The sequence below is a fragment of the Jiangella alkaliphila genome (assembly GCF_900105925.1).
GTDB classification, from domain to species: Bacteria; Actinomycetota; Actinomycetes; order Jiangellales; family Jiangellaceae; genus Jiangella; species Jiangella alkaliphila.
Genome location: NZ_LT629791.1, coordinates 3,007,918 through 3,023,974 on the forward strand (window position 1 = coordinate 3,007,918; position 16,057 = coordinate 3,023,974).

A 16,057-nucleotide genomic window follows, 5' to 3' on the forward strand; every position below is an offset into this window, starting at 1 on the left:
GAAGGAGCCTCGCATGCGTATTCCGCGCCGGATGATCGCCCTGCTCGCCGTACCCCTGATCGCGGCCGGCCTTGCCGCCGGTCCGGCATCGGCACAGGAACCGCTGTTCGCCGACGACTTCTCCGCCGGCATGGGCGGCTGGCGGGCGGTGACCGGGTCGCTGGACGAATGGACGATCGGCGGCACCGAGTTCCCCTACACCACGGTCGACACGGTGGCGCAGGCCTCGGGCCGCTACATCACCCCCGACCCGGCCGTCGTGCTGCCGGAGTCGTACGAGATCAGGGTGCGGGCTCGCATCGACGCGTCCGGCGCCAGCGACGCCGTGCCGCTCAACGTCCTGACGGACTGGACGGACACCTCCGGGCCCCGGGTGGGGAACCTTGCGCTCCAGGTCGCCGGCCTGTCCACCATCCGCATGTCCCGCCCGATCGGCGCGGCCGAGTGCGTGGGCGCCGCCCCGGTACTGGAGACCGGGCAGTGGTTCGACGTCACCCTGACCCGGGCGAACGGCATCCTCGCGGCGGAGATCAACGGCGAGCGGGTGGCGGCGGTCCGGGCGGGTGCGGACGGCGGCACCGTCGGGCTCGGCGTCTACCGGTCCCGCACGTCGATCTCGTCGATCGTCGTGTCCCCGCTGGACGAGGCCGCGGCCGGCCACCCGACCCAGCCCACCGGCTGCGACTGGACCGGGCCGGGAACGCCTGACGACGAGCAGCCGGTGATCCTCAACCAGAGCGGCTTCAACACCGACCGGCCGAAGCGGTTCACCGCGCCGAAGGCCGAGGACGGCGCCCGGTTCGCCGTCGTCGACGAGTCCGGTGCCGAGCGGTACACCGGCGAGGTGACCGGCGGCGTCGGTGACTTCAGCGCCTTCCGCCCGGCCGCCGGCGAGGGTGACTACCGCGTGGTCGTAACCGGCACCGCGGGTGAGGGGGAGTCGGCGCCGTTCGGCATCGGCCCGTCCTGGCTGGAGCGGGTGTCGTACGAGAACGCCGTCGAGTTCATGAGCGGGTCGCGCTGCTACTTCGGCGACGCCGCCGCCTCCGACGTCGGCTGGCACAGCCCTCGCTGCCGGTGGAGCGTCATGTGGCGCGACGGCGACACGTACTCGTTCGAGGTGCCGACGCTGATCGACCTGTTCTCGGCCAACCCGAGCGCGTTCGAGGGGATGCGCCTCGAGGACGCCGTCTACCGCGGCATGGCCTACGAGCTGCCGGCCGACACCCCCGAGGTGGTGCGGATGATCGCCTGGGGCGTGGACCGGATGCTGGCGCACGACGTCAACCACACGCTCTGGAAGGGGCAGCTGGCGGCGTTCCTGCGCGCCTACCCGGACCTGGCCGAGTGGATTCCGGTCGAGATGTACGAGGACGTCCGCGACTACCTGTTCCCGCTGTGGGGACACCAGCCGCACGACCGGTTCACCTCCGCCTACGACTACACGCCGCACACCGCAGACCTGTTCCAGACCTACACGCAGGTCGGCACCGGCAAGGGCGAGTTCCCGCCCGGTCACTCGATCCGGGCCAACCTCGACATGTACGACGTGGCGCTGCGCGAGGGCCGGCCCGACGCCGCCGCCTACCTGGACGCCGCACAGCGCAACGCCGCCTGGATCGTCGGCAACCTCGACTGGACCGACCCGCTGACCACCAAGGGCCAGCGGATGTCCGAGCACATCACCGTCACGGCGCTGGTCGACTTCCTGCGCCGGTACCCGTCGGAGGCGCCGGCGGGCACGGCGGCGAAGATCACGGAGTGGGCCACGGTGGCCGTCGGGCGGTCGGACAACCTGTGGGACTTCCGCAAGTACTCCGACGACCGGTGGACGATCCCGTCGTTCACCGGTGGCGGTGGCACGGACCCCAACGAGACCGGCAACCTCGCCGGCTTCGCCGCGCCCGCCCTGGCCGCGGCGAGCGTCGTCGACGATCCGGCGCTGGCGCAGCGGCTGCGCGAGCTCGCCGTCGCCGCCGTCGACAACATCTTCGGGCGCAACCCCACCGGCCGGCACGCCTCCTACCGGGCGGCCACCGAGCAGTGGGGCTTCGAGGGCGCCGAGCTCGGCTGGTTCAGTGAGTTCCAGGGCGGCGCCGGCATCCTGCAGGGCGTGCCCGGCGTGCTGGACGGATCGCCGAAGAACGCGCACTTCCCGTACAACCCCGGCGTGGGCAACATCGGCCACAGCGAGGGCTGGGTGGCGTTCAACACCGCCTGGAACGAGTCGCTGGCCTGGCTGGCCGACGCCGAGACGTCCGTGCGGGTGGTGGACGGCGCCGTCGAGCTGACCGCGCCCCTCGACCTCGACACCACGGCGCTGGACCGGGCGACGGTACAGGTGCGGGTCGGCTCCGGCGCGCCGGTGGACCTGGCCGTCCAGCAGGTCTCGGCATCCGCGGCCGTGTTCCGTGGCGCCCTGGACACCGACGCGCTGGGCGCCGAGCCCGGCGACGTCGTGACGGTGTCGTACGGGCTGGGCTCGTTCACGGCCCGCACGTCGGTGACGGTCGAGGCCGCCGACGCCTGCCCGGCCGGCCACCCGGCGGACGTGACGGTGACCTTCGGCGGCGTCGACTCCGGTGTGGTCAACCACGACAGGGGCGACGGCTGCACGTTCCTCGACGTGGTCGACGCGCGGGGGCCGTTCGCCGATCACGGCGCACTGGTCCGCGCCGTGCGCGACACGTCGTCGCAGTGGTTCGCCGACGGTCTGCTCACCCGGCAGGAGAGCGCGGACCTGCTGGTCGCGGCGGCCGGATCGGCAGGAGGTATCCGATGACCACGGTCTACTCCCGCCGCCGGCTGCTCCAGCTGCTGGGCGCCGGCGTCGGCGCGGCCGGGTTGGCCGCCTGCGCGCCGTCCGCGCCGGGGGAGAGCCGTCCCTCCGCCGGTGGCAGCCCGGCCGGCGATCCCACCGACTTCAGCTTCGCCTCGTGGTCGCTGTCGGAGGAGGCGGCGGCGCCGGTCGTGCAGGCCCAGCTCGACGCCTACGCGGGAGAGCACGGCATCGCGATCGACGGCGTGACGTATCCGTTCAACGAGTACCTCAACCAGCTCGTCCTCCAGATCCGCGGCGGGCAGTTCAGCGGCGCCGCCCAGCTCGACGTCGCCTGGCTGGGCGTGGTGGCGCCGCTGGGCGCCCTGCGCGACGTCGGCGCCGTCGTGTCAGGCGGCGGCTACACCGACACCGCCGTCAGGGCCGGGCAGGTCGACGACGCCCAGTGGGGCGTGCCGTGGACCATCGGCGCCATCGGCCTGGTCACCAACACCGAGCTGCTCGGCCGGGTCGGCGCGACCACGGCGCCGGAGACGATCGAGGACTTCGAGGCCCTGCTGACCGAGCTGAAGACACTCGGCGACGGCATCGTCCCCTACGCCGCCATGACCAAGCCGGCGCAGATGAAGGACATCCTCACCTGGATGGAGACCTTCGGCAGCCCGCTGATCGACGGCGACACCGTGACCATCGGCGACGAGCCGAGCGTGGAGGCGGTCGCCTGGTTCAAACGGCTCTACGACGCCGGGCTGATCGCGCCTGACGTCGACCGCTTCGACGCGCGGGCGCTGTTCGGCCAGGGCAAGGTCGGGGTGTACGACGACGCCGTCAAGGGGACCGCGGCCACGATCGCCGACTCGCCCGACCCGGAGCTGGCGGCCAAGCTCGACGGCATCGCCCGGCCGGTGCTGGCCGCCGGTGACACCCCGCGCTCTCTGTTGTGGGGCCACGTCATCGTGGTGGTCGACGGCGACGGCGCCGACACGGCCACCGACTACGCCCACTGGGTGACCTCGGACGAGGGGACGGTCGTGCGGTACTTCGAGGACATCCTGGCTCCGCCGGCGCTGGAGGCCGCGGTCGACGCACCGGAGGTCACCGCCCACGCACTGACCGCGGCCTTCAACGAGCGCGTCACTCCGACCGCCACGGCCAGCCCGTTCTGGCGCTTCCCGCAGTACGCCCAGATGGAGACCGCCGTCGCCGAGCAGGTGCAGAGCGTGCTGGTCGGCGATTCCTCGCCGGTCGACGCCATGCGGGCCGCCGGCCAGGCCGTCCAGGCGCTGATCTGATGGGGCTGCCGGCCGGGCTGGTACGCGCCGTGGCGGACCGGACCGCCCGCTGCCCGGTCACCATCTGGGGGTACGGCATCGGCGGGACGCTGTCCGGGCTGGTCCGGGCATCATCGGTGCTGGGTTCGGCGGAGTACGCCGGGCGGGTCGAGGAACTGGTGGGGCCGGCGCTGGCCGCGGCGGCGGCGCCGACCGATCACCTGATCCCGGTCGAGGCGCTGCTCGCGCTGCGCCGGGCGCGGCCGTCGGCGCCGGTCGACGCCGCCTGCGAACGGTGGGTGGCGGCCGTCCTGGGCGCGCCGGAGCCCTGGCTCGGCGGTCCGCGGGTGCACCGGCCGGACCTCGAGCCGTGGTCGTCGACCGTCTGGGTCGACTGCATGCACACCGACGGGCCCGGCCTGGCGGCGCTGGGCCGGCCGGCCGAGGCGGTCGAGTACGCCACCGCGTACGCGTCGGTGCTGCAGCGCGACGACGGCCTGTTCCACCACGGCTACGACGTCGCCGCCCGGCGCGGCAACGGGGTCGCCTGGGGCCGCGGGCAGGCGTGGGCGCTGTTCGGGCTGGTCGACACGGTGCATGCGGCGCCGGACGACGGGCTGCGCGCCCGGCTGGGCCGGCTGGTCGAGGCGCTGGCCGCCTGGGAGGACCGCGGCCGCTGGCACACCGTCGTCGACGAACCCGGTTCGCCGGTGGAGCACAGCGTCGCCGCCTACCTCGCCTGGGGGCTGCGCCGCGCGGTGACGTACGGGCTGGTCGACGCCGGCTACGCGGAGCTGGCCGACCGCGCGTTCGACGCCACCCTCGCCGCGCTCGACGACGGCGCCTTGGTGGTGTCGGAGGCGACGCCGGTGGGCGGCCACCGCGACTACGTCAGCCGGGCCACGGGCGTGTTCCCGTGGGGGCAGGCGCCGGTCCTGCACGCCGTGCTGGACCGCATGGAGGAGGAGACGCACCGATGAAGGTCCAGACGGTCGAGACGTTCGTGCTGCGAGCGGCGCCGGAGGAGGTCTACTGGGGCGCCCGCACGTGGAGCGCCGATCACGGCCGTCCGCTGGTGGAGTACCCGCCCGCGGCCCGGCGCCGCTACGTCTACAGCGACACCATCGACACGGTGCTGGTGAAGATCACCACGTCCGACGGCGTCACCGGCTGGGGCGAGGCGAAGGCGCCGGTCGGCGGCCGGGCGACCGCGGCGATCGTCGACGACCTGCTGGCGCCGCTGGTGCTCGGCAGCGGGCTGGACGAGCTCACCGCCACCTGGGAGCGGATGTACGCGGGCATGCGGGTGCGTGGCCACGACTCCGGGTTCTGGCTCGAGGCGCTGGCCGGCGTCGACATCGCGCTGTGGGACGCCTGGGCCCGGACGGTCGGCCGGCCGCTCTGGGCGCTGCTGGGCGGCCGGTTCCGCGAGACCGTCCCGGTGTACGCGTCGGGGGTGCCGGCCGGGTCGGCCGACGACGCCGGCCAGGAGGTCGTCCGGGCCGAGGCACAGCGGCTGCGTGACCAGGGCTACGGCGCGGTCAAGGTGGCCATCGGGGTGTCGCCGGAGGACGACATCGCCTCGGTGGCCACGGTGCGGTCGGTGTTCGGGCCGTCCGCCGCGGTGTTCGCCGACGCCGCGGGCCAGTACGAGCTGCCGCAGGCGCTGCGGGTGGGCCGGGCGCTGGCAGAGCTGGGCGCCGGGTTCTTCGAGATGCCGCTGCCGCCCGAGGACGTCGACGGGTACGCGCGACTGGCCGCCGCGCTGGACGTGCCGCTGGCGCTGGACAGCCTGGCGAGCCGGCACCGGGCGCTGGCGTTCCTGCGGAGCGGCGGGCTGCATGTGCTGCAGCCCGACGTGTGCCGCGCAGGTGGCGTGACCGAGACGATGCGCATCGCCGCGCTGGCCGACGCGTTCGGTGCGCAGGCGACACCGCACGTCAGCATCGGCTCGCCGATCCACGTCGCCGCGAGCGTGCAGTGCGCGGCCGCGATGCCGAACTTCGCGATCATGGAGTACTGGATCGGCAGCAACCCGCTGGCCGCGGTGGCCGCCGACGCGCTGACGCCGGCAGGGTCCGCGATCGCCGTCCCGGCCGGTCCGGGCCTGGGTATCACCGTCGACGAGGACGCGGTGCGGCGCCTCGCCGGGGCCGGCCGGTGACCGCCGGGACCATCGGCGTCTGGACGACCGCGACCGCGCTGCTGGAGGACGTCCGGCTGGCGGACGTGACCGTCCGGATGGTGGTCCATCCGCACGTCGGCGGAGACGGCCTGCGGGTGCGGCTGTCGAACGTGTTCGGGACGGCGCCGGTGCTGCTCGGTCCGGTCCGGGTGGAGGGCACCGGCGGGTCGCAGGCGGTGACGTTCGGCGGCGGGTCGGCGTGCGTGACGGTGCCGGCCGGGGAGGTCGCGGTGAGCGACCCGGTGCCGTCGTTCCCCGTCACCGGCGGCACGGACGTCGCGGTGACCGTCGTGGTGCCGGGCTCGGTCGAGACGGTGACCGGGCACCTGCGCTCGTCGCAGACGACCTTCGTGACGTCCGGCTCGTCCGGGGCCACGGAGCGGGTGCTGCACTGGTTCTTCCTCGACCGGCTGACGCTGGACCGGCCCGACGCCGGCGGCGCCGTGGTGGTCGTCGGCGACTCGCTGACCGACGGCTGCGGCACGGTGCCGGACCGGAACCTGCGCTGGCCGGACCGGGTGGCAGCCGCCTTGCGCTCGTCGCCGGGCGGGTTGCCGTTCGCGCTGCTCAACGCCGGGATGGCCGGCAACCGCGTCACCGTCGACGGCTTCGGCCCGTCGCTGCTGACGCGGCTGGACCGCGACGCGCTGAGCCAGCCGGGCGTGCACACCCTGATGCTCTTCGAGGGCGTCAACGACCTCTCCCGCGGGGTTTCGTCGGCCGACGAGCTGATCGCCGCGTACGACGAGGTGGTCGCCCGCGCGCGAGCCGCCGGTCTGGCCGTCGTCGCCGCCACCATGACGCCGTTCGGCGGCGCGGCGAGTTGGACGCCCGAGCGCGAGGCGATCCGTCAGGCGGCCAACGCCCACGTGCGCACTGCGGCCGGCCTCGACGCCCTCGCCGACTTCGACGCCGCCCTGCGCGACCCGGCCCACCCGGACCGCCTGCTTCCCGCCCACGACTCCGGCGACCACCTGCACCTCACCGACGCCGGCCGCGCCCGCCTCGCCGAGGCCGCCCTGCCGGTGCTGACCTCTGAGCTGGTCGGGCGCGCAGTTCGCCGGGAGTTTGCCTAGTGGGCCGTCCCCCTGCTGCCCATTTTCTTAGCCGCGAGGGTGCGCCTCAAGTCCGCGCCTCTGTGGTGTCTCTTCGCTGTGCTTCCGGGCTTGGACTTGACCCGCACCCTCGCGGTCTAAGTGCGGGCAGCTATCAGGGGGACGGGGGGAGTGTGGCGTCGGTCCTGACTCGCGTGGGGAGTACCTCACTCGTGTGAGGACCGGATGGCGGCTGGATTGATGCCGGGTGTGGTCGTGTGGCGGGTGAGGTGTCACGGTGGCGGGTGAGGTCACACCGTCGTGCTGGTGAAACGGGCTGGTACTCGAATTTCCGGCGCGTGTTGGCCTGATCCGGGCTGCACTCGCCGGAAATTCGGGTATCCGCCGGTTCTTTGGGCATCCGGTGGTCAGAGCGACGGCCGCGAACCGTCCGGGCTGTGCCCGGTTCTTCCCCGTCCCCCTGATAGCTGCCCGTTCTTGGGCCGCGGGCCCGCGGGTCAAGCGGTCATCGTCGGCGCGAAGCGCCCATCAGTCCGCTTGAGGCGCGGGTGCGCGGCTAAGAAAATGGGCAGCAGGGGGACGCCCAACTCGGCAAACCCCCGCCCAACTCGGCAAACCCCGGCCAACTCGGCATTCCCCGACTCAGGCGCGCAGGTTGATCAGCGTGGGGCCGGTGCGGGTGCCGTCGGAGCGGGACAACGCGACGACGCAGTGGCCGGCGGGGATGCGGGTGACGATGTCGGACACCGTCCACCGCGGCCGCTCGACCCGGCGCAGGTTGGTGCCCTTGGTGACGCCCCAGTTGCGGGTCTCGCCGTCGGAGCGGTTCCAGCCGCCGCGGCTGTCGCGGGAGCTGCCGCTGGTGCGGGCCAGGCCGGTCGCCTCGCCCTGGCTGTAGCTGACCTCGGACACCCAGTGGTCGCCGAACCAGTCGGAGAACACCTTGGCGTCGACCGGGTCGATGCCGCCGAACACGGCCTTGCAGCCGACCGAGCCGAACACCGTGGCCCGGACCTGCACCGGGAAGTCGCTGATGGTCTGCGCCAGCAGGATGAGCCCGGCGTTGTTGGAGCGCAGCTTCTGCACGCCGCGCGCGACGTAGTCGTCGACGAACCGGCCGGCCTCGTCGATGGCGAGCGCCTTGAAGATGCCGCGGTTGGTGTCGGGCGCGGACGTGACCTGCACGAACTGCGACACCACCAGCCGGGCCAGGATGCGGGTGGCGTCGGGGAACTCGGCCTCGGGCAGCGACACCCGCACCCGCATCGGCTTGTTGATGTCGTGCATGCGGAAGGTGTTCTCGCGGTCGAACAGGTCCATCAGCCGCGGCCGGGCCAGCAGCTGGAACCGCTCGACCAGCGACGCGGCGGGGTCGGCGTTGCGGGCCAGCTGGTCGCGGCGGCTGTCGAGCAGCGCCTTGGCCTCCTTGCCCTCCGAACCGCGCAGGTTGGCCTTCACCTGGTCGGTCATGCCCTGCTCGGAGCGCAGCAGCGCCAGCATCTCGCGGATCTTCGGCCACCGCCCGAAGGCCAGGTGGAACGGCGCCAGGCACGCGTACAGCGCGTTGCGCGAGCCGTCCATGAAGTAGGCCATGTCGTCGGTGACGTACGGCGGCAGCATGGCGCTGGCCAGCCGGTCGGCCGCGGTGTCGGGATGGTTGGTGCCGCCGTAGAGGTCGAACCCGGTGGTCGGGTTGAGCGGGTCGATGGTGACGTCGAACCAGCCCTTGTGAGCGAAGTCGTTGCCCTTGGGATCGACCACGACCACGCTGGACTGCCCGGCCAGCGCCGACAGCGACAGGTGCTCGACGATCGGCAGCGCGAACCCGCGCGTCTTGCCCGACCCCGGCGGCCCGATGACCAGCAGCGACGTGCGCAGGACGTCCTGGTCGATGCCGAAGTCCTGGGTCATGACGGTGTCGGCGTGCGGGTCCTGGACGGTGCGCCCGAGGCGGACCTGCCCCAGCGCGAGGTTGTGCTTGGCCAGCCGTGGCACCGGGAGGTCGTGCAGCGCCGACGGGTGCGCCAGCGCCGCCGGGCCGTACCGCACGATCTCGTCGGCCAGCTGGGCCAGCGCCGTGGCGTCGCCTGCGCGGAGGTCGAGCGCGCCGGTGATGCGGGCGGTGTCGACGTCGGACAGCCGGCCGTCCTGGACCAGCCGGTCCATCGCCACGGCGGCGTCGGGATGGTCTGCGCGGAGCACGTCCCAGGGGGTCTCGCCGCGCCGTCGTCGACCGAGCATGAGGCCCTCCTACGCGTTCTTCCGCAGATAGGCGTCGAGACGCTTGATGCGCGCCGCCAGCGCCGGATGGGTGCTGAACAGCCGGGCCCGCAGCACTAAGTTGCGGCGGTCGTCGTCCATGCCCTGGCGCAGCCAGTCCTCGAACACCTCGATGAGCGCGTGACCGTAGCCGAGGTTGGCGGCGATGCGGTCGGCGCGGTACTCGCTGCGCCGGGCCAGCCAGGGCAGCAGCAGCGGCGTCAGGACGATCAGCGCGACCGTCGGCGGCGCCCACGTCTGGCCGGACTGCACGGCCGTGGCCATGAGCACCGTCACGAAGAACACCACGAACAGGATCAGCGACCAGGTGATGACCTTCGCGATGAACGACGCCAGCGCCGGCATGCGGGCGACCACCGCGAACACCATGGAGAACAGCCTGACGACCACCCGGAGCACCAGCCGGAGCACCCGCGTCAGCAGCCGCGCCGGCACGGAGTACCAGTAGGCCAGCAGGTTGCTCCACGGGTGGCCGCCCAGATGGTGGCCCAGCTCGTGCGCCAGCACCGCCGCCAGGTGGTGGTGCGGCATCGCCTCGAGCGTCTTGCGGGTGACCGTGACGATGTGACCGGACGCGGCGTACGCGTTCAGCGCGTCGCTGTCCTCGATGAACAGCTGGTACTTGGCGCCGTCGCGGCCGGCCGTGCTGGAGACCTCGATCCAGGCGTGCTCGAGCCGCTCGCGCTCGCTGGGCGTGGGCCGGCGGGCGCGCAGGAAGAACCGCGCCACCCCGATCTCGACCGGCCGGTAGAAGATCAGCACGCCACTGGCAAGCCACAGCACCATGCAGAGGATGGGCACGACGGTGGTGTTGCCGACCAGCGCGCCGATGCCCAGCCCGACCATGCCTACGACCGTGAGGCTGAACACGAACCACGGCAGCGCCAGCACCAGCGAGGCCAGAGTGGAGAGGTCCGCGCCGCGGCGCGGCCGCAAGGGCCGCGGCGTGGTGGCGGCCTGCGACGACAGCCGGGCCCGCAGCCCGGTGGCCGGGGGCGGATCGGGATCGTCGAAGCCGCCCGGCGGGCCGCTGGGGCGCGCGCCGGACGTCCGGCCGTCGTCGCTCATCGCCGCCTCCGATGAACTCGTCGTTTCGCTGCGCGGCCCGGGGATGGCCACACACCTGTGAAGGTCACCATATGACCGTCTGGTGACAGCCCTCACGCGACAGATCGAAATCCGGACCTGACACGATGCTTGACACTTCGTGCAGATGGGTAGAAATCGATCAGATCGGCGTGAGGCATCCTGACGATGGGAAGGCGCAGCCATGGCGACCGCCGCGAGCGATTTCGACGTCGACCCGGGTCCGTTCACCGCAGAGGACCGCGCCGGTGAGGCCGAGCCGCTGCCCGACCTGCCCGATCCGGGTCCCGTGCCCGTGCCGCAGGCCGCCACCACTTACATGCCCCGCTCCGCATGGACGTCCACGGCGCGCGGCGGGGCCCAGCTGACCGGGACGAAGCTGGTCGGGCTGGCCTGCCACTGGCCGGGCTCGACGACTGACGCGTACGGCGTCGAGTCCGCCGCCACGGTGGCCGGGCGGCTGCGGGCCTGGCGGCAGTTCCACGTCGAGGACCGCGGCTGGTCCGACATCGGCTACAACTTCGCGATCGACCAGGCGGGCCGGGTGTGGGACCTGCGCGGCTCGGCGCGGGTCGGCGCCCACTGCGCCAGTCCGAGCAACCCCGACGCCAACCACGAGTTCGTGGGCGTACTGTGCATCGTCGGCGACCGGGAGCAGCCGACGTCCGCGATGGCGGTCGCGCTCTGGGACTTCCGCCGCGACGTGTTCCTCCGGCGCTGGCCCGGTCGCGGCGACATCCGAGGACATCGCGAGGTGCCGGGCGCCCAGACCGCCTGCCCCGGCAACCCGGTGATCGAGCTGACCAACAACCCCCAGGAGCAGGACATGACCCCGGAACAGGCCGCCCAGCTCGCCCAGGTCGTCCGCGACACCGCCTACATCCGCGAGCAGAACATCTCCATCGCCCGCGCGGTCATCAAGCTCGCGTCCGGCAGCGACGACATCACCGCCGCCGAGCTCAAGGCGGTCCAGGACGCGGCCGCGGGCCGGGACCGCTGAGCCGCACCCGCGCGAATCCGCCGGGCCGCACCTAAGGGGCGGCCCGGCACCGTAGGGTCGAAGCGTGAGCGAGATCCATGAGCTGACCGGGTTGGAGCTGGCCACGGCGGTCCGCCAGCGCGAGGTGTCGCCGTCCGAGGTGGTCGACCACTCGCTCGCTCGGGCCGAGCGGCTGGACTCGTCCCTCGGCGCCTTCGTCACCCTGACCCCCGACCTCGCCCGCGAGCAGGCCGCCGAGGCCGAGAGCCTCCTCCAGCGGACCAGGTCCGGCGGCGAGCTGCCGCCGTTCCTGGGCGTGCCGTGCCCCGTCAAGGACCTCGCGATGGTGGCCGGCGTGCCGTTTCGGGCCGGCAGCGCGGCCCTCGCCGACTTCGTCGCGCCCGCCGACGACGGCGTCGTCACGCTGCTGCAGCGGGCCGGCACGCTGATGATCGGCAAGACGAACACGCCCGAGTTCGGCCTGCCGCCGTACACCGAGTCCGACATCGCGCCGCCGGCCCGCACGCCGTGGGACACCTCGCGGTCGGCCGGCGGCTCCAGCGGCGGGTCCGCGGCGGCGGTCGCGGCCGGCATCGCGCCGGTCGCGCACGGCAGCGACGGCGGGGGCTCGATCCGCATCCCGGCCAGCGCCTGCGGGCTGGTCGGGCTCAAGCCCACCCGCGGCCGCGTCAGTCCAGGCCCGTACCGCCCGGAGGGCGCCGGCCTGGCGTCCAACGGCGTGCTCACCCGCGACGTCCGCGACACCGCGGCGCTGCTGGACGTGCTGTCGCACCAGTGGGCCGGCGACCTCTACGTGCTCGCGCCGCCGCGCACCACCTTCCTCGACGCCTGCGGGCGCGACCCCGGCCGGCTCACCATCGGCCTGCTGACCACCCCCGTCATCTCCGCCGACGCGCCCGTCGACGACGCCTGCCTGACCGCCGTCGTCCGCACCGCCCGGCTGCTGGAGGACCTCGGTCACCGGGTCGAGCCCGCGCCGGTTCCGTTCGCGGCCGAGCGGTGGGACTCGTTCGAGGCGATCTGGTCGGTGCTGGCGCTGAGCGCGCCGGTGCCGCCCGAGCACGAGCACCTGCTGCTGCCGCTGACCCGCTGGCTGCGCGACAAGGGCGGGTCGGTCAGCGGCATCGAGTACGCGTCGGCGCTGGGACTGATCCAGACCACGACGCGTGAGACGGCGGCCACCTGGGCGGCCTACGACGTCGTCCTGTGCCCGACGCTGGCCCAGCTGCCGGCGCCGGTCGGCTCCCAGCGCGACGACGCCGACCCGGCCGGCGACTTCGCCCGGCAGATGGCGTTCACGCCGTGGACCAGCGTCTGGAACCTCACCGGCTGGCCGGCTATCAGCCTGCCGCTCGAGACCACCGAGGTCGACGGCGTGACGCTGCCGGTGGGCGTCATGCTCGGCGGCATGCACGGCGCCGAGGAGACGCTGCTGTCGCTGGCCGCGCAGCTCGAGGCGGCCCGGCCGTGGCGCGACCGGAGGCCGGCCACGTGGTGAGCTTCGGATACTTCCTGGTCCCGAACGCGGCCGACCCGCTGATCGAGACCGCGCGCCTGGCCGAGTCGCTGGGCCTGGAGTACGTCGGCATCCAGGACCACCCGTACCAGCGCCGCTACGTCGACACCATGGTCCTGTCCAGCGCGATCCTGACGGCCACGTCGTCGCTGCGCGTCTTCCCGGACGTCGCCTGCCTGCCGCTGCGCCCGCCCGGCGTCCTCGCCAAGACCGCGGCGTCGCTGGACGTGCTGTCGGGCGGACGGTTCGAGCTGGGCCTCGGCGCGGGCGCGTTCTGGGACGCGATCGAGGGCTACGGCGGCGTGCGGCGGACGCCGGGGGAGGCGCTGGCGGCGCTGGCCGAGGCGATCGAGGTGATCCGCCTGCTCTGGGGCGGCGAGCGCGGGCTGCGCTTCGAGGGGTCGCACTACCACCTGCGTGGGGTGCACTCCGGCCCCCTGCCGGCGCACGACCTCGGCATCTGGGTCGGCGCCTACGGCCCGCGAGCGCTGGCGCTGACCGGCCGGCTGGCCGACGGCTGGGTCCCGTCGGTCAACGCCGACGTCTTGAAGCGGCTGCCCGAGCTCAACGAACGGGTCGACACCGCCGCCGCCGAGGCCGGCCGCGACCCGTCCGCCGTCCGCCGCGTGTACAACGTGGGCGGCACCATCACCGACGGGGTCTCGGAGGGCTACCTGGCCGGTCCGGTGTCGCAATGGATCGACGAGCTGAGCGCCCTGGCGGCCGACCATCGCGCCGACGTCCTCCTCTTCGGCGGCCCGCCGTCGCAGCTGCGCACGTTCGCCGAGCAGATCGTCCCCGCCGTCACCAGCTCCCCAGGGTGAGCGTCTCGTCCGGCCGCGGTCCGGGCAGCGTGAGCGTGGTGGTCGAGCCGCCGGGCCAGGTGACGGTGACGTCGTCGCCGTCCACCGTGACGAGGACGGACGGGGCGGCGGCCACCGCGGCCGGGTCGGCGGAGAGCACGACGACAGCGGCGTAGACCCGGCCGAACGCCGCCGGACCGGAGGTCGCCGCCCAGGGCCAGGCGGACCAGCGGCCCAGCGGGTGGGCGCCGGGCGGCTCGGCCACGCCCGTCGCCGAGACGTCGCCGACGCCGATGACCAGGCTGGTCAGCCCCTTGTCGGCGACCACCCGGTCGTCCGAGGCCACCCGCGGCGCCGTGTCCGACGCGATCGACCAGCCGCCGAACCGGAGCACCCAGGGACCCGCGTCGGCCACCCACACCTCGTCCGGGTCGTCGGCCAGTTCGACGGGGTCCAGCCGGGCCAGTCGCACCTCCAGCGCGCCACGCAGCACGGACGCCGTCGTCAGCCAGGGGCCGGTGCGGAACGCGTCGCCGTCGCCGACGGTCGGCTCGCCGGTCTCGCGCCAGTGCGCCCGCGACCGCGACGCCAGCACCGCCTCGTCGGACGCGGTCACCGCCAGCCGGCGGATCGGGCTGCGGTGGCTCGGCCGCCCGCCGGCGTCGAGCAGCGCGACGTGCGACTCGCCCGGGTGTGCCACGCCCTCGCGGTGCAGCGACGGCGCCGCGTGCGTCGAGTACCCGTGCCGCGCGTAGAAGGCGACGTCGTCGGCGACCCGCGGCCCGTAGATGTGGTCGCTGCCGTGGTTGACCAGCCGCACCACGCCGTCGGCCGCCGTGCCGGACAGCAGCCACCCCGGCGGCCGCATCAGCACCGACACATCCGCGGTCTCCACCGGCAAGGCCGACTCCGTCTCCGTCCACACCGGATGGTCGGGCGGCAGCAGCAGACCGGCGAAGCCCTTGCTGGACCAGTACGGCGACCCCGCGCCGGTGTAGAGCTGCCGGATCGGCGCGAACGCGCCCCGCCACCCGATCGGCTGCAGCCCGTCGTCGTCCACCGCACCCCGCGAGACGAACCAGCGCAGCACCCCGCTGGCCAGGCGCCGGGTCCGCCCGGGCGGGAGCGGCGTCGCGTCGAACAGCGCGCCGGTCCAGAACGGGCCGAGCATGGCGTAGCGGTAGGTCAGCGACCGGCCCTGCAGCACCGGCGCACCCGACGGCGCGACGAAGTACTGGGCGTCGTCGAGGTACCGGACCAGCCGCTCCCGGTACGGCAGCGGCGCCGCCGTGCCGACGATGCGGTGGTACCAGAGCGGGTACACGTGCAGCGCCCAGCCGCTGTAGTAGTCGAAGTGCCGCAGCCCGTCCGGCCCCTTGCCGCCGTCGGAGTACCAGCCGTCGCCGGCGTAGAAGCCCTCGTGGACGGCCAGGTTCCGGTCGATCTCGTCCTGGCGCCACGGCCCGCCGACCGAGCGCAGGAACCCCTCGACGACGTTCTGGAACCAGATCCAGTTGTTGGTGTGCACGAACGTCCCGAGGATCTCCGCCATCCACTCGACGACGGTCTCGCGGGTGCGCTCGGGCAGCCGGTCCCACAGCCACGGCCGGGTCTCGTGCAGCGCGATCGCGATGGACGCCGCCTCGACCTTGGCCTGGCCGCGCTCGCCGAACCGCGGCCAGCGCTCGGGCGAGGACGGGTCGGTGCCGGCCGCGAGCCCCTCGGCGTACCAGTCGGCGAACCCGTGCGGGTCGTCGCCGCCCGCCCCGCCGACCCGGAACCCGGCCAGCAGGAACGTCCGCGCGAACGCCTCCAGCCCGTCGCTCCACCGGCCGCTGGCGCCGGACAGCCCTGGCAGCGAGATCAGCGCGTGCCGGGGCGAGGCGTGCGGACGCAGCGCCAGCAGCTTGTGGTCGGCCACCACCTCCCAGTGCGCCCGCGTCCAGCCCGTGTGCGGCGACCGGACGGCGTCCTCCGAGGGCAGTTCCAGCATGGGAGTCCTCTCCGGACAGCGTTTTCCTGTGGCTGTTGACACGGCGATTGAAACCATACAACACTCATATTATGGACGATGGAGTCACA

General features: G+C 73.6%; 11 protein-coding genes. 8 read left to right on the top strand and 3 right to left on the bottom strand.

Annotated elements, in window-relative coordinates; translation table 11 throughout:
* Positions 1-13 precede the first annotated feature (13 nt).
* The 5 genes from BLV05_RS13955 to BLV05_RS13975 are packed head-to-tail and all read left to right on the top strand — an operon-like array spanning position 14 to position 7,311.
* Positions 14-2,782 carry a hypothetical protein gene (locus BLV05_RS13955; RefSeq protein WP_152690631.1) on the top strand — a complete coding sequence of 923 codons (2,769 nt, stop codon included), beginning with the start codon at positions 14-16 and terminating at the stop codon, positions 2,780-2,782.
* Complete coding sequence (locus tag BLV05_RS13960; protein ID WP_046767427.1) at positions 2,779-4,071, top strand: sugar ABC transporter substrate-binding protein; 1,293 nt, start codon at positions 2,779-2,781, stop codon at positions 4,069-4,071. The genes BLV05_RS13955 and BLV05_RS13960 overlap by 4 nt, the downstream gene beginning before the upstream one ends.
* Positions 4,071-5,030 (top strand): glycoside hydrolase family 88 protein, encoded by a 960-nt coding sequence (locus BLV05_RS13965; protein ID WP_046767426.1) that lies wholly within the window; start codon positions 4,071-4,073, stop codon positions 5,028-5,030. The genes BLV05_RS13960 and BLV05_RS13965 overlap by 1 nt, the downstream gene beginning before the upstream one ends.
* Positions 5,027-6,214 (top strand): mandelate racemase/muconate lactonizing enzyme family protein, encoded by a 1,188-nt coding sequence (locus tag BLV05_RS13970; RefSeq protein WP_052762234.1) that lies wholly within the window; start codon positions 5,027-5,029, stop codon positions 6,212-6,214. The genes BLV05_RS13965 and BLV05_RS13970 overlap by 4 nt, the downstream gene beginning before the upstream one ends.
* Positions 6,211-7,311, top strand: a complete 1,101-nt coding sequence (locus tag BLV05_RS13975; RefSeq protein ID WP_052762233.1) for an SGNH/GDSL hydrolase family protein — start codon at positions 6,211-6,213, stop codon at positions 7,309-7,311. The genes BLV05_RS13970 and BLV05_RS13975 overlap by 4 nt, the downstream gene beginning before the upstream one ends.
* 621 nt (positions 7,312-7,932) lie before the next feature.
* Here BLV05_RS13975 and BLV05_RS13980 read toward each other — a convergent pair.
* Positions 7,933-9,531, bottom strand: a complete 1,599-nt coding sequence (locus BLV05_RS13980) for a type IV secretory system conjugative DNA transfer family protein (RefSeq protein WP_082155025.1) — start codon at positions 9,529-9,531, stop codon at positions 7,933-7,935.
* Between the two features lie 9 nt (positions 9,532-9,540).
* On the bottom strand, positions 9,541-10,638 hold the full coding sequence (locus tag BLV05_RS13985; RefSeq protein WP_052762232.1) for a M48 family metalloprotease: 1,098 nt from the start codon (positions 10,636-10,638) through the stop codon (positions 9,541-9,543).
* 202 nt (positions 10,639-10,840) lie between these two features.
* Between BLV05_RS13985 and BLV05_RS13990 the strand changes: the two genes are divergently transcribed.
* The 3 genes from BLV05_RS13990 (at position 10,841) to BLV05_RS14000 (ending at position 13,996) form a co-directional block, all read left to right on the top strand.
* Positions 10,841-11,656 (top strand): peptidoglycan recognition protein family protein, encoded by an 816-nt coding sequence (locus BLV05_RS13990; protein WP_046767424.1) that lies wholly within the window; start codon positions 10,841-10,843, stop codon positions 11,654-11,656.
* 64 nt (positions 11,657-11,720) lie between these two features.
* Positions 11,721-13,154: an amidase gene (locus BLV05_RS13995; RefSeq protein WP_046767423.1), complete on the top strand. Its 1,434-nt coding sequence runs from the start codon at positions 11,721-11,723 to the stop codon at positions 13,152-13,154.
* Positions 13,151-13,996, top strand: a complete 846-nt coding sequence (locus BLV05_RS14000) for an LLM class flavin-dependent oxidoreductase (RefSeq protein WP_046767506.1) — start codon at positions 13,151-13,153, stop codon at positions 13,994-13,996. Before BLV05_RS13995 ends, BLV05_RS14000 begins: the two co-directional genes overlap by 4 nt.
* Here BLV05_RS14000 and BLV05_RS14005 read toward each other — a convergent pair.
* Complete coding sequence (locus BLV05_RS14005) at positions 13,977-15,968, bottom strand: DUF2264 domain-containing protein (RefSeq protein WP_052762231.1); 1,992 nt, start codon at positions 15,966-15,968, stop codon at positions 13,977-13,979. The two genes, BLV05_RS14000 and BLV05_RS14005, sit on opposite strands and share 20 nt — an antisense overlap.
* Positions 15,969-16,057 lie beyond the last annotated feature (89 nt).

What these genes read in the sequence shown, in the direction of transcription:
- BLV05_RS13970 (WP_052762234.1), top strand. Translation starts at nt 5,027, where the DNA reads ATGAAGGTCCAGACGGTCGAGACGTTCGTGCTGCGAGCGGCGCCGGAG.
- BLV05_RS13960 (WP_046767427.1), top strand. Translation starts at nt 2,779, where the DNA reads ATGACCACGGTCTACTCCCGCCGCCGGCTGCTCCAGCTGCTGGGCGCC.
- BLV05_RS13990 (WP_046767424.1), top strand. Translation starts at nt 10,841, where the DNA reads ATGGCGACCGCCGCGAGCGATTTCGACGTCGACCCGGGTCCGTTCACC.
- BLV05_RS13955 (WP_152690631.1), top strand. Translation starts at nt 14, where the DNA reads ATGCGTATTCCGCGCCGGATGATCGCCCTGCTCGCCGTACCCCTGATC.
- BLV05_RS13985 (WP_052762232.1), bottom strand. Translation starts at nt 10,638, where the DNA reads ATGAGCGACGACGGCCGGACGTCCGGCGCGCGCCCCAGCGGCCCGCCG.
- BLV05_RS13965 (WP_046767426.1), top strand. Translation starts at nt 4,071, where the DNA reads ATGGGGCTGCCGGCCGGGCTGGTACGCGCCGTGGCGGACCGGACCGCC.
- BLV05_RS14005 (WP_052762231.1), bottom strand. Translation starts at nt 15,968, where the DNA reads ATGCTGGAACTGCCCTCGGAGGACGCCGTCCGGTCGCCGCACACGGGC.
- BLV05_RS13980 (WP_082155025.1), bottom strand. Translation starts at nt 9,531, where the DNA reads ATGCTCGGTCGACGACGGCGCGGCGAGACCCCCTGGGACGTGCTCCGC.